This is a genomic window from Reyranella sp., assembly GCF_965228225.1.
GTDB lineage: Bacteria > Pseudomonadota > Alphaproteobacteria > Reyranellales > Reyranellaceae > Reyranella.
This window is the reverse complement of sequence record NZ_OZ245801.1, coordinates 3,064,014-3,076,340: the sequence shown is the minus strand read 5'-3', so window position 1 is coordinate 3,076,340 and position 12,327 is coordinate 3,064,014. Positions and strand designations below refer to the sequence as shown.

Sequence of the window (12,327 nt, the reverse complement as noted above, 5' to 3'; positions counted from 1 at the left end):
CATGAGCACGCTGGGTATCGTCACCATCGGCCAGGCGCCGCGCGACGACATCGTCGAGCTGTTCGCCGCCCAGGCGCCGGCCGGCACGAAGGTGATCCTGCGCGGCGCCCTTGATGGCCTCAGCGACGCCGAGGTCGATGCCCTGCCGCCACTGAGCGGTCCAGACACGCTCTACACGCGGCTGCGCGGCGGCCGCGACGTGAAGATTTCCAAGCAGGCCGTGATCGCCCGTTCGCCCGGTACACTGGCGAAGCTGCGCGCCGACGGCTGTGATGCCATCGTCTATGCCTGCACGGGCGAGTTTCCGGCAATGGACGGCGATGCCGGCGTGCTGTTCCCGTCGCGGGTCCTGAGCGGCATCGCCGAAGGCCTGCTGCCGCGCGGCCGGCTGGGCCTCCTGGTCCCGTTTGCCGAGCAGGGCGAGAAACTCGCCGCCAAATGGGCGCGCAGCGGGGTGTCGGTAACGGTCGAGGCGCTCGTGCCAAGCGCCGGTCCGGAAGAGGCGGCCGCAGTCGCCGGCCGTCTGGCCGCGACCAGGCCCGATCTCGTCGCGCTCGACTGCATGAGCTACGGGCCTTCCACCAAGGCTGCGGTGAAGGCGGTGGTGAGAGTGCCGACTTTGCTCGCCATCACGGCCACCGGCCGCGTCCTGCGCGAGCTGCTCGACTGAGCTTCAGTCGCTGCCGATGGTGAAGGGAATCTCGCCGTCGAATTGCGGACTGCCGCCTACGATCCAGTGAAGGGTGTAGCGGCCCGGCTGCAGGGTGGGCGCGCGGGCGAACAGCACATCCGGCGTCGATTCCAGCCGCGGATGCAGGATCTCGATGATCTTGCCGTCCTGCTTGATGGCGAGGCGGGAATCCTGATGGTCGACGGGACGGTCGAAGCGGACATAGAAGCCGCTGCTGCGGCCGCCGATCACCGCGTTCGCCTTGGGCGCGGAGTCCAGCACGCGCAGTTCATCGGCCTGGATCGGGCCGGCGAGCCCGAACAGGCCAAGCGCGGCCCCTGCGAGAACAGCCCGACGTCGCATGATCATCTTTCGCATCCTCATTGCATCCGGCCGTGTCGTGCCCGGCTAGCGGCCCCGCAGGATATCCGAAGCAGCCGCGATCAGCTTCCCGACGTCGTCCGGCGTACCGACGGTGATGCGCACATAGGGCGCGGAGCGGGGCTTGTTGAAGTGCCGGACCAGGATCGCCCGATCGCGCAGGGCAGCGGCGAATTCCGCGCCGCCCAGCGAAGGATGCCGGGCGAAGACGAAGTTTGCGCTGGAGGGCAGGACGACGAACCCGAGGGCCGCCAGCTCGCGTGTCATCGCCTCGCGCGTCGCCACGATCCTGCTGCAGCTTTCGCGGAACCAGGCATCGTCGCGCACCGAGGCCACGGCGCCGGCCTGGGCGATGCGGCCCAATGGATAGGAATTGAACGAGTCCTTCACCCGGCGCAGCGCCTCGATCAGGCCGGCGTCGCCCAGCGCATAACCGACGCGCAGGCCGGCCAGGGCGCGCGATTTCGACATCGTCTGAACGACCAGGAGATTCGGATGGTCGGCGATCAGCGGTACGGCGCTCTCGCCGCCGAAATCCACATAGGCCTCGTCGATCAGCACGGGAACATCGGGGTTCTCCGCCAGCAACCGTGCGATTTCGGCGCGCGGCAGGGCGATGCCGGTCGGCGCATTTGGATTTGCGATCACGATCGCGCCGGCCCGGTGGCGATAGTCTTCGATGCGCACGCGCATCCCGTCGTCGAGCGGCACGGTCTCGAGGGTGATGCCGAAGAGCTGCGCCCACACCGGATAGAAGCTGTAGGTGATGTCGGGGCAAAGCAGCGGCCGCGCCTGCTTCAGCAGGCCGGCGAAGGCGTGGGCCAGCACTTCATCGGAGCCGTTCCCGACGAACACCTGCTCCGCCTTCACCGCGTGGTGCTCTGCCAGAACCTGACGCAATTCCACGGCTTCGGGGTCGGGATAGAGCCGCAGCGAGTCCGACGTCTCTGCCCGCATCGCTGCTTCAGCCCGCGGGGAGGGGCCGAACGGGCTCTCGTTGGTGTTGAGCTTCACCAGGTTGGCGATGCGCGGCTGCTCGCCCGGCGTATAGGGCGACAGTTCGCGCGCGATCTGGCTCCAGAAGGGATTCATCTTGGTGTCCGGTCGTGAATAGGCGCGGCTTATGCCATCGCGCCCCGGGCGTCGCCAGTCCGGGCGTGCCTTAGTCGCGCTCCATCACGCGCTCCAGTCGCCGCGTCAGGAACCAGGTGAGGGCGAGGAATGCCACGAGCATGGCGATGCCGAAGGCCGAGAGCGCATCGGTCATGGTCTTTTCCGATACGAAGCCGAAGCCATAGCCGATCGAGACGGCGATGCCCGCCCACAGGCCGGCGGCGATGAAGTTGAGGATCAGGAAGCGCGGCCAGCTCAAGGCGGAGGCGCCGTAGGCGAAGCCCGCGACGTTGCGGATGATGCGCGGGTAGCGATGAATCAGGATCATCCAGACATGGTGGCGGTCGGCCAGCCGTGCGGCCGTCTCGACGGCGCGCTGAAGGCGCGGGATGCGGCGCAGCCAGCTTGTCCCGAAGCGCCGGCCGACCCAGAATCGTAGGACGTCGCCCGCGAACGTGCCGGCCCAGCAGGCCGCCAGTGCCTGCTCGTAACCAAGCGCACCGGCTTGGGCAGCGTAGCCGGCGAACAGGGCCAGAAGGAGGCTGTTCGCCATCGAATAGATCGCGAGAAAGCTGTAGGCGGCATTGCCGTGCTGGCGAATGAACTCCAGAAACGAGGCGAGGTCACCGTCGAGCATTTGCACTGCCTACAACGAAAAAGGCGGCCCCGCGAGGGGCCGCCTTTCCTTCCTCAGGTCTGGACTGACTTAGGTCGGGCCGATCGGGCGGCCGGGCCAGCGGTAGCCGGGGGCCGGCAGCGGAATCTTCGCCGCGATCAGAGCGTCTTCGAGGGTCGGAATGCCGCCGGCATAGTCGCCCGCTTCACACTTCGCGATGGCGGCAGCCTCGGGCGTGCCGATCACCGACGTGCGATACTGGCGCCACTTGTCGCTCAGCGCCTTGCAGTAGGAGCGCGGGTCGGAGAACACGGTGCTGACCGTGGTCTGGCCGCCCACCGAGATCTCGACGCGGCGGTTCTGCGGCTCGCGGACATTGTCGCCGGTCTGCACGAGCAGACCTTCCTCGCCGCGGCCGTTGACGGTGATGGCGGTCGCCGGCACGCCCTCACGGACCAGCTGCTCCTTGACCGAATTGGCGCGGCGGAGAGACAGCGCCATATTGTACTGCGGCGAGCCCGACGTGTCGGTATGACCGGTCGCCACGATGTTGGCGCTGCCACGGGTTTTGTAGGCCTGGGCTGCCTGACGGACCGTGTCGACGGCCTGGCTGGTCAGGTTGGAGCGGTCCCAATCGAAGAAGACCATGAAGGTCTGCGCCTGGACCGGCGGCGGCGGCGGGGGAGGCGGCGGCGGAGGCGGCTCCGACGCGCAAGCGCCCAACAGGAAAGTCGCCGCGGCGACGACCAGGAATTTTTTCAGCATGGATTGGTTTCCCTCGATTTTCGGATCTAACCCACGGCGGGTTCGTCCGAGGGCTTAAACGCGCAACCCCTGTGGAAGTTCCGCCGGCGTGCACAAACAACTTTCCGACGTCCGGATCAGTAGTCCCATTCCGCCTTGACCCCCACGCGGCCGGTGGAGTTGGCGCCGATGTCGCCCTCGACCTTGATGTTGTCGAAGACGTCGAGCTGCACCACGCCGCGGCTGGAATTGCCTGCGGCCCCCTGCCGGGCGCCGACATAGACACCGGGCGCCACGTACCGTCCGGCTTCCAGGGAGACGCCGTTGGCGCCCGCGCCACTGGGCTCACCCGTAGTGGAAGACGAGGATCCGATGCTCAACTGGTCGAGCCCCAGCCCCTTGCGGAGGCGGCTGAGGACACCCTCGCCCGGAGACTGGCCGGCCAGCTCGGCGAGCGCCTGGGCGACCTGAACCAGTTCCGACGCGCCGAGCTGGGAGGCCGGCTTGCCGAAGATGAGGAGGGCCATCGCCTCGTCGGGCGGCATGGACGGCGTCGAGGTGATCTCGAGCTTGGGTTCGCGGGCCGTTCCCGTGATCGCCACACCGATGGTGGAGGAGCTCGCCGTGGTGGTCGCGAGGAAGTCGAGGCGCGGGTCGATCGTGTTGAGATTGTCCAGGGTCACGACGCCCTTGGAGAAGGTGAGCCGGCGGCTGCCCAGGCTGAAGGTGCCGCGCCGCATGGTGAAGCCGCCGATCACGGCGGGTGCGCTGGGGCTACCGGTGACGGTGAGCTGGCCGCTCATCTCGGCGTCGAGGCCGCGGCCGCGCACGAAGATCGCCTGCGGCGCCCGTACGTCGAGTGCCAGCTTGATCGGTGTGGCGTCGGGCGCGGGCGGGGCCTTCGGCGGCGCGCGACGCTGCGCCGCCTGTGGGGCCGCAGGCGCCCCCGGCCTGTTGATCTCTCGGACCTCCAGGGTCGGGAAGGAGGCAGTCTGACCGCCGCCGACGGAAATTTCCGCGCGGTCGATCGTGACCGGTCCGGAGACTTCGATGCCGGAAGTGGTCGCCCCCGTGATCTTCAGAGTACTCGAGACCGTTGCCATCATGTCGGGCCGGCTGACCAGGAGGGCACGCTGCGTGGTGAGGCCGAGATCGAGCACCAGACCGCGCTCGGCATCGACCCGCATCGAGCCGCTGCCGTTTACGGTACCGGTACCCGCCTGGAAGGTGAGCCGCTGCACCTGCAGCGTGTCACCCTCGAGGACGAGGCGGCCCTGGCCGCCGCTCAGCTTCAGGCCCGCTTCCGGCATGGCCAGGGCACCGCCCTCGAAGTCGATCGCGCCGCTGCCGGTGATCCGGGTGCCGTCGACCGACACCGAGAGATTGGGCCGGAGGCGGCCGGCGACGTTGCGGATATCGTTACCGAGAAGGGGCGCGAAGGGAGCGATGTCGATCGAACCGCCAATGGCGATCCTGGCGGCGACAGGCCCGCCGCCACGGGGGAGCGTCCCGCTGCCTTTCACTGTCAAGTTTGCGTTGCCGCCGGCGGTCAGCCGTGCGTCGAGAGTGGCCTGCTGGCCCACGAGGGAGCCGGTCCCCTGGAGAGACAGCGGCGGGATAAGCGCTGCATCGGGACGCCGCACACGAATACCTGCGGCACTGTAGGTTGCCTCCAGCCTCGGCGAGGCCATCGCACCGGTCACGCGGACCTTGGCCTGCACGGTGCCGTCGAGTCCCGCGCCGGGCGCGAAGGTATCGAGAAGGGCAAGGGGCAACCCGGCAATCTCGGTCTGAAGGTCGCTTGCCGCGGGATCGAGCGTTCCCCGCACGGCAATCCGGCCGGCCCCAACGCGCAGGTTCGTGGGATCGATCACGATGCGTGCACCGGCCACCGTGACCTTCGTCGGCGCATTAAGACCGAGCGGGATGTCGCGGTAGCGGCCGGTAAATCGCGACAGCGCCACCCGGATTTCAGTCGCCAGGAATTCCACTCTCCCTGCCAGATCGGCTGAGAGTTCCGGCCCCGATCCCTGCAGGGTGACGTCGATGCCGCTCGCGCGATCGCCCTTGGCCGTCGCCTTCAAGCTGGCCAGACCGCCGGCGCCCCGCAGGCGGCCGGCATCGAGGGTGAGGTCGGTGCCGGCGCGGCCAGCCGGATCGTCGATATGGCCCTTGAGTTCGAGTGTGCCGGCTCCAAAACCCTGACCGGCGAGGTCGGCGCCCTTCACGGAGACGTCGAGCCGGCCCGCCGGTGCGCCTGGATCGGCCGTGACTTCCGCGACCAGCGATCCTGCCAGGCCGAGCGCGGCCAAGGCTTCGATGTCCTTCAACTGGGCGATACTCAGGCGCGCATGGCCGGTCGTCTTGGTCTGGGCGATGACAAGATTGGTTGCTTCGAGCACGGCGGTCGACCAGCGCCCCTGGAAGCTCGGGACCGACAGGCCTGCGGCGCCGTCGTACGCGAACCGCCCGTCCAGCGACAGGGGCTGACCCGCCACGTCGCCTTCGGCCTCGAGGGTGCCGGTGAGATTGCCGGTGTTGGTCAGCGAGACGGACGTATCCAGGGCCAGTCGAGGCGAGGTGATGGTCTCGAACGCGACGTCGCGGCTCTCGACCTTCAGTTTGAGCGATGTTTCGGGGCCGCCGAACCCGATTGTTGCCTTGGCGGTCGCAGCGCCCTGGACGTCCGTCCGGAAGGCCCCCAGCCGCGGCAGGTCGAGGTCGAGATCGAGCGTGCCCGCCTGTTCGCGCCCCCGGCCGGACACGGTGAGCGTGCCACTCTCAGTGCCGAGCTTCGCGTCCCGGATCGTCCAGGATCCGTCGGGCGCCAAGGCCGCCGTGCCGGCCAGATCGACCGTGGCCACCAGATTGCGCGGAACGTCGGGGGCCCCGAAACCCTCGACGCGGCCCTGCCAGCGGGCGGAGAGGTTGCCCTTGTCGATAGAAGCCGTGACGTCGACCTGCGCCGCGCCCGACAGCGCCCGCCCCGCCATCGCGGAAAGGGGCTCGAGGCTGGGGAGATCGACGGCGGCGCGCAGTTCGCCCCTGTCCGCCGAAGGCGCGTAGTCGCCGTCGCCCTTGATGCGTACCAGCGGCATGGCGACCTCGAACGAACGGACGGCAATCTTTTCGGCGAAAAGATCTGCGACCGTAGCATCGACCGTGACGGTACCCGGTTGCGGCAGGCGAGGGTCGAGCGTCGCAAGCTTCAGATCCTCGACACTGCCGCGCACGCGAACCGCGCCTGTGAGCTTGCCGTCTGCCTGGACGTTGAGTCCCTTCCACGCCACGCCCTGGGCGGGAACGTCGATCGGGCCGGCGTCGAGTTCGGCCTGGAAACCGGTCTCGCTCCCGTCAGGCATCCACCGCAGATTGCCCTTTGCCGTCGCCGCATCACCGGCCTTGGCCGTCAGTTCGGCCGAACCTTCGCGTTCATCGCCGCCAGCCGAGAGCTTCAGTGAGATTTCCGGCAGGTCGGGTCGCTGCATGATTGCGGCGACGATGCCCCCGGATGCCTCGTCGAGCGTGATGTCGGCGGCAATCCGGCGCGGTGCGCGTTCGAGGCGGATATCTGCGGTGAGGGTGCCTTTGGGGCCTTCCAGACGATCGGCCGCGAGCTTGGCGCTGATCTCGCCGAGGTCGCGGGCCACGGCGGCTTGGCCGCCGATCTTCCAGTGAGAGTCTACTCCGCCGAGCGCGGCCGCGAGGTGGAGGTCGTCGATGCGCAGTGCCTGCAGGTCGATGTCGACGGGCAGACGGAGGCCGCCGCTGGCGGGTGTGCTCTCCTTCTTCTCCTCTTGGGGCGCGCGCAGCACCCCGATCTTCGCGGCCGACAGAAGGTCGATCCGCAGCCGGCGCTGCAGGAGCGATGCGAAGGACCAGGACAGGCGCGCGTCCTCGACCCGGAGCCACGGCCCCGCGCGGTCCGCGATTTCGATCCGCTCCACCCGGAGATCGGTCGGCACGAAGCCGTCGATTCCGCTGATCCGGATCTGCTGGTCGGGAGAGGAGGCCAGGTTGGAGGCCAGATCGGCGAGCAGCCGTTTGCCCGGCGCGGTCTGCAAGCCCGCGAAGACAAAACCGAGCACCGCCAGGACGGCAACCAGCACATAGGCCGCAATGCGAAGCGCGCGCATCAGAAGGCCTGCCCCAGGCTGACATACAGGCCGAAGGGCGGGTCGCTCGGACGGCGGTTGAGCGGGATGCCGACATCGGCCCGGATCGGCCCGAAGTCGGTGTAGTAGCGGATGCCGACGCCGGCGCCGACCCTGGGTGCCAACTGCGAGAAATTCGGCAGGTAATCAGGGTAGGCGCTGCCGGCATCGACAAAGGCCACGGCGCCGAAAGCCTTGCCGATGCGCTGGCGCAATTCGACGTTCGCCTCGACCACGCTCGCGCCGCCGAGCGGGTTGTTGTAGGCGTCGAGCGGTCCGGCGGTCTGGTAGACGAAGCCGCGAACGGAGCCGCCGCCGCCGGCATAGAAGAGCTTGTCGGCCGGAATGCCGCCGATGCTGCTCGCGGGTTCGGTGCCGAAGGACGCCCGCGTCGCCAGGACAGTGCGACCGGGTTCGGCGATGTCCCAGTAATGTCGGCCCGTCAGGCGCAGGATGGTGAAGAAGTCGCCACCGGGACCGGTGTCGATCCAGGGTTGGACATTGAACTCGATGCGGTAGCCCTTTGTCGGGTCGAGATCGCTGTTGGCGCGATTGTAGAGCACCGTCCCTTGCAAACCGAGCAGACGATAGTTTTGCGTCACGCCCTCGCGGGTGATGTCGGAGATCTCGGCCGCCAATCCGACGCGCGCCTGCCAGCGCGGGGAGTAGATGCGATCGAAGCCGGCATAGAAGGTGGCGGCCTTCCTCGTGTAAGCAGGGACCACCTCTCGGAGCGCCGCCGCTTCCAGCCTCAGATCCTGTCCCGGCAACCACCAGTCGGGCTTGCGGAACGCGGCGCGGAAAGCGAAGCCGGTGTCGAGGATCGCATAGCCCTGGCCAAGGTGATTGACCTCGCCCGACAGCCGCAGACTCTCGGCCTGGCCGAACAGGTTCCGGTGCACCCAGAATCCTTCGACCGCGAAGCCAAGCTGCGTTTCGTAGCTCACCCCGAAACCGATCGAGCGCTGCAGGCGGTCCGTCAGCTCCGCCTCGATCGGCAGTTCGCCGTTGGCGTTGAGTTCCGTCGCGGGCTTCAGGCGTACGGCGTTGAAGGTACCGAGAGAGGTGAGCTTGCCGCGCAGCTCCTCGACCTTGGCCGGCGAGTACGGGTCGCCTTCCTTGAACGGGACGCGGCGCTGCAGCCAGGCCGTATCGACCTTCTCGGTGCCGGTGAAGCGTACCGGCCCCATCTTGGCGAGCGGACCGGGCTCGGCGACGAAGGTCACCTCCGCTTCTTTCGTGGCGTGATCGACGATGACCTCGCGGTCCTTGATGGCGGCCAGCGCGTGGCCCTGCTTGCGCAGTTCGTCCAGCAGCTTGCCCTGCGCGGCGATGATGGCGGCGGCATCGGCCGGATCGCCGGGGGCGATGCCCAGTTCCGCGCGGTCGATCCCGGGCAAGGACTGCTGCGCCCCGGGCGGACGAATGGCGATCGAACCGATGCGGAAGCGCGGTCCCGTATCGACCGCGATGTCGACGGTCGCCTCGTCGGCATCGGGGCGCGCCTCCAGAGCCTCCAATGCGGAAGCATCGGCAATCGGCCTTCCTTCGATCGTTGCGTTGATCGTGGCGTCGTAGAAACCGCGCGACCGCAGCGCGGTATTGAACTGCGACGCGACCGCCTGGGCGCCCTGCAAAATGGCCAGCGCATCGCCCGTCAGCGGCTGCTGCTTCTGGAAATCCTCCGACAGATCCTTGAGGTCGCTCGACATGCGCTCATCGCCGTGGAGCGTGAGCACGAGCTTCCCCGTGCGCGCTTCGGCCAAGCGCGGAAACAGGCTTGCCATGCCGGCCGACGTCAGGGCGGCGAGGCAGCATATGCGCGCCCACCGCAGGAACTCTTGTCTGAGACGTATCATGCCACGCAAGCCATACAACGCGCGGCGGCGAAAAGGGATGCCTCCCCATACCGGCTCAAGGGGAGTGATCGGCGCTCATGGAATCCAGATCGGGTTTGCCTGCGAAAAACGCTGCTGCTGGTCGGAGAAAACGACCATGAACAGTTCCCGAAAGAGCTGTTCGATGCGCGGATCGGTCGGTCCAGTGGCCTGTGTCCATGCCGTGGTAAAGGACAGGGCCTGGGCGTTCCGGCAGTAGATCGCATAGACGTAGAAGCGACCCGGCTTGCCGGCCTGGAAGCGCGGCGGCTCGCCGGCGCAGACGGGATCGGCGTTCAGATTGTTGGCCGGGTCGAACACCAGCACCAGCCGGTAGTCCGGGCTGGGCGGGGGAATGGGCCGGTCGTAGGTGAAGGTGAGGGCGGGGCGGGGTTTCGCCCGCTGCATCGCCGGCAGGAGGTCGCGCGCCACGACGGCCGGATCGACGCCGGGGAATGCAGTGCCGGCGAGGACGACCGGGAAGTTCTTGCCATCCGTGGCGGCGAAGAACTCGCGATAATCGTATTGAGGCGCATAGTAGTTTCCGCCGATCGTGGCTGCGACCGCCAGGACGGGCAGGGCGACCAGGCTGGCGAGAACGGCGCCGATCCGTGTGGCAACGCGCATCGAAATCTCCCATGAGCTGGCCGAAACTAGGAGCGCCGCGGCGGTTCGGGCAAGTCAGGCCTTCGTGAGCGATCCGGGCCGCGGTTGCGGGGTTTTCGATTCCTTGCGTTCATGCCACAGAAGAAGGCGAAATCTTCTGGAGGACAGCTCAATGGCATCGCCGCTTTTCGACCTCACCGGCAAGGTCGCCGTCGTCACCGGCTCGAGCAAGGGCATCGGCAAGTCCATCGCCCTGCATCTCGCGCTGCAGGGCGCCAGGGTCGTGGTCTCGAGCCGCAAGGCGCCCGCCTGTGAGGAAGCGGCGGCGGAGATCAAGGCGGCCGGCGGCGAGGCCATCGTCATTCCCTGCAACATCTCCGACAAGGCGCAGTGCCAAAACCTGATCGCCGAGACCAACAAGCAGCTCGGGCCGGTCGACATCCTGGTCTGCAACGCCGCCTCGAACCCCTATTACGGGCCGAACGAGAAGCTGCCGGACGACGTGTTCATGAAAGTGATGCACAACAACATCCTGTCGAGCATGTGGCTGATCAATTTCTGCCTGCCCGACATGCGCGCCAAGAAGGACGGTTCGATCATCATCGTCTCGTCGATCGGCGGCGTGCGCGGCACCCCCGTGATCGGCGCCTATGGCATCTCGAAGGCCGCCGACATGCAGCTCGCGCGCAACCTCGCGGTCGAATACGGCAAGGACAATATCCGCGTGAACACGATCGCCCCGGGGCTGGTGAGGACCGACTTCGCCAAGGCGCTCTGGGACGATCCCAAGTATCTCGCCGTGCGCCTCAAGGGCGCGCCGCTCGGCCGTATCGGCGAGCCGGACGATATCGGCGGCATTGCGGTGATGCTGGCCGGCAAGGCCGGTGCCTTCATCACCGGCCAGACGATCATCGCCGATGCCGGCGTGACCATCGGCAGCGGCGGGTAACCGCTCCGTCCGGAATCGCGGGAGGGCTGGGGATGAGCCTCTACCAGGTCCAGAAGCTGATTTATCAGCTCAACCGCGACCCGCGCACGCGGCAGCGCTACGCCGAAGAGCGCGACGCCGTGCTCGGCGACTACGACCTCACGCCTGAGGAGGTCGGCGCGTTGGAGAAGCCCGACATCGGGCTTCTCTATGTGCTGGGCGTCAACGGCCAGCTCCTGATGCACTTCGCGGCGCTGCACCGCATCGAGTGGACCGACTATCTCGACCGCATGCGGCAGGGGCTGAAGGCGTACGGCCCGGTGCGCGAGGGCGTTTATGCCGCCACCGGTTACGAAGGCATCGATGCGCACGATGCGCGCCTCAAGGCCGAACGGGAGACGCGCTGATGCCCCTGGTCTATTGCGGCGCCTGCAGCCATGCCCCCGGAATCACCGGCCGCGCCGAGCGTGCCGACACCCAGACTCGTCAGGCGCTGGAGAGTGCGTTCCGCCGCATGGGCGACGATATCCGCGCCACCCGGCCCGACGCGCTGGTGGTGATCGCGGCCGAGCATTTCGCGAACTTCTTCATGAACAACATGCCGGCCTTCGCCATCGGCATGGCCGACAGCTACGAAGGCCCGATCGAGGACGAAGCGTTCCTGCGCATCCGGCGCACGACCGTACCCGGCAACAAGGCTCTGTCGCGCCGGCTGATCGAGAACGTCATGCAGACGGTCGACGTGGCCTATGCCGAGGAATGGAAGTTCGATCACGGTATCTCGGTGCCGCTGCACTTTCTGACGCCCGACTACGACCTGCCGATCGTGCCGGCCAACATCAACTGCCAGGGGCCGCCGCTTGCGCCATTGTCCCGGGCGTGGGCGTTCGGCGAGGCGCTAGGGCGCGCCGCCGACTCAGGTCCCGAGCGCATCGCCCTGATCGGCGCCGGCGGCCTCTCGCATTGGCCCGCCACGCCGGACTCGGGAAAGATCAATCAGGAATGGGACCGCGAGTTCCTGCGCCGCTGGTCGGCCAACGACCGCGAGGCGCTGCTCTCCTACACCGACGCCGAGACCTATCGCGAAGCGGGCCAGGGCGGATTCGAGATCAGGACGTTCATCGCGGCAGCCGCTGCGGCGAAGGGCGCAAAGGGAACGGTCGACTTCTGCGAACCGGTCCCGATCTTCGCCGTGAGCTGCACGCTCGGCAGCTTTCAGCTGCCCGTTGCCTGACCGC

The 12,327-nt window shown here is 67.7% G+C and carries 11 protein-coding genes; 4 read left to right on the top strand and 7 right to left on the bottom strand.

The annotated features are described in order from the left end of the window. Window position 1 precedes the first annotated feature (1 nt). Window positions 2-670, top strand: coding sequence for an AroM family protein (locus tag ACO07K_RS14870; protein WP_422029062.1), 669 nt, complete (start codon window positions 2-4; stop codon window positions 668-670). 3 nt (window positions 671-673) lie between these two features. On the opposite strand, the gene ACO07K_RS14865 is transcribed toward ACO07K_RS14870, so the two are convergent. From ACO07K_RS14865 to ACO07K_RS14835, 7 genes are all read right to left on the bottom strand, one after another. Continuing rightward, window positions 674-1,039 carry a hypothetical protein gene (locus ACO07K_RS14865; RefSeq protein ID WP_422029060.1) on the bottom strand — a complete coding sequence of 122 codons (366 nt, stop codon included), beginning with the start codon at window positions 1,037-1,039 and terminating at the stop codon, window positions 674-676. Window positions 1,040-1,078: 39 nt separating this feature from the next. Further along, entirely contained in the window at window positions 1,079-2,143 is a 1,065-nt protein-coding gene (hisC, locus tag ACO07K_RS14860) for a histidinol-phosphate transaminase (protein ID WP_422029058.1), read from the bottom strand. A 70-nt stretch (window positions 2,144-2,213) separates the two neighbouring features. After that, on the bottom strand, window positions 2,214-2,801 hold the full coding sequence (locus tag ACO07K_RS14855; RefSeq protein ID WP_422029056.1) for a DedA family protein: 588 nt from the start codon (window positions 2,799-2,801) through the stop codon (window positions 2,214-2,216). Between the two features lie 69 nt (window positions 2,802-2,870). Beyond that, on the bottom strand, window positions 2,871-3,545 hold the full coding sequence (locus tag ACO07K_RS14850) for an OmpA family protein (RefSeq protein WP_422029054.1): 675 nt from the start codon (window positions 3,543-3,545) through the stop codon (window positions 2,871-2,873). Window positions 3,546-3,661: 116 nt separating this feature from the next. Continuing rightward, window positions 3,662-7,660: a translocation/assembly module TamB domain-containing protein gene (locus tag ACO07K_RS14845; protein WP_422029052.1), complete on the bottom strand. Its 3,999-nt coding sequence runs from the start codon at window positions 7,658-7,660 to the stop codon at window positions 3,662-3,664. After that, window positions 7,660-9,465 carry an autotransporter assembly complex protein TamA gene (locus tag ACO07K_RS14840; RefSeq protein WP_422029050.1) on the bottom strand — a complete coding sequence of 602 codons (1,806 nt, stop codon included), beginning with the start codon at window positions 9,463-9,465 and terminating at the stop codon, window positions 7,660-7,662. Before ACO07K_RS14840 ends, ACO07K_RS14845 begins: the two co-directional genes overlap by 1 nt. Window positions 9,466-9,612: 147 nt before the next feature. Beyond that, window positions 9,613-10,182, bottom strand: a complete 570-nt coding sequence (locus ACO07K_RS14835; RefSeq protein ID WP_422029048.1) for a hypothetical protein — start codon at window positions 10,180-10,182, stop codon at window positions 9,613-9,615. A gap of 151 nt (window positions 10,183-10,333) precedes the next feature. On the opposite strand from ACO07K_RS14835, the gene ACO07K_RS14830 reads away from it, so the two are divergent. From ACO07K_RS14830 to ACO07K_RS14820, 3 genes are read left to right on the top strand one after another with little or no spacing between them, the layout of a single operon-like run. After that, on the top strand, window positions 10,334-11,110 hold the full coding sequence (locus ACO07K_RS14830; RefSeq protein WP_422029046.1) for an SDR family NAD(P)-dependent oxidoreductase: 777 nt from the start codon (window positions 10,334-10,336) through the stop codon (window positions 11,108-11,110). Between the two features lie 32 nt (window positions 11,111-11,142). Next, a complete protein-coding gene (locus ACO07K_RS14825) occupies window positions 11,143-11,496 on the top strand; it encodes a hypothetical protein (protein ID WP_422029044.1) in 354 nt (117 codons plus the stop codon). Then, window positions 11,496-12,323, top strand: a complete 828-nt coding sequence (locus tag ACO07K_RS14820; protein WP_422029042.1) for a hypothetical protein — start codon at window positions 11,496-11,498, stop codon at window positions 12,321-12,323. Before ACO07K_RS14825 ends, ACO07K_RS14820 begins: the two co-directional genes overlap by 1 nt. Window positions 12,324-12,327 lie beyond the last annotated feature (4 nt).

Coding starts and splice junctions, on each gene's coding strand:
- ACO07K_RS14870 (WP_422029062.1), top strand. CDS start 2: ATGAGCACGCTGGGTATCGTCACCATCGGCCAGGCGCCGCGCGACGAC.
- ACO07K_RS14865 (WP_422029060.1), bottom strand. CDS start 1,039: ATGATCATGCGACGTCGGGCTGTTCTCGCAGGGGCCGCGCTTGGCCTG.
- hisC (WP_422029058.1), bottom strand. CDS start 2,143: ATGAATCCCTTCTGGAGCCAGATCGCGCGCGAACTGTCGCCCTATACG.
- ACO07K_RS14855 (WP_422029056.1), bottom strand. CDS start 2,801: ATGCTCGACGGTGACCTCGCCTCGTTTCTGGAGTTCATTCGCCAGCAC.
- ACO07K_RS14850 (WP_422029054.1), bottom strand. CDS start 3,545: ATGCTGAAAAAATTCCTGGTCGTCGCCGCGGCGACTTTCCTGTTGGGC.
- ACO07K_RS14845 (WP_422029052.1), bottom strand. CDS start 7,660: ATGCGCGCGCTTCGCATTGCGGCCTATGTGCTGGTTGCCGTCCTGGCG.
- ACO07K_RS14840 (WP_422029050.1), bottom strand. CDS start 9,465: ATGGCAAGCCTGTTTCCGCGCTTGGCCGAAGCGCGCACGGGGAAGCTC.
- ACO07K_RS14835 (WP_422029048.1), bottom strand. CDS start 10,182: ATGCGCGTTGCCACACGGATCGGCGCCGTTCTCGCCAGCCTGGTCGCC.
- ACO07K_RS14830 (WP_422029046.1), top strand. CDS start 10,334: ATGGCATCGCCGCTTTTCGACCTCACCGGCAAGGTCGCCGTCGTCACC.
- ACO07K_RS14825 (WP_422029044.1), top strand. CDS start 11,143: ATGAGCCTCTACCAGGTCCAGAAGCTGATTTATCAGCTCAACCGCGAC.
- ACO07K_RS14820 (WP_422029042.1), top strand. CDS start 11,496: ATGCCCCTGGTCTATTGCGGCGCCTGCAGCCATGCCCCCGGAATCACC.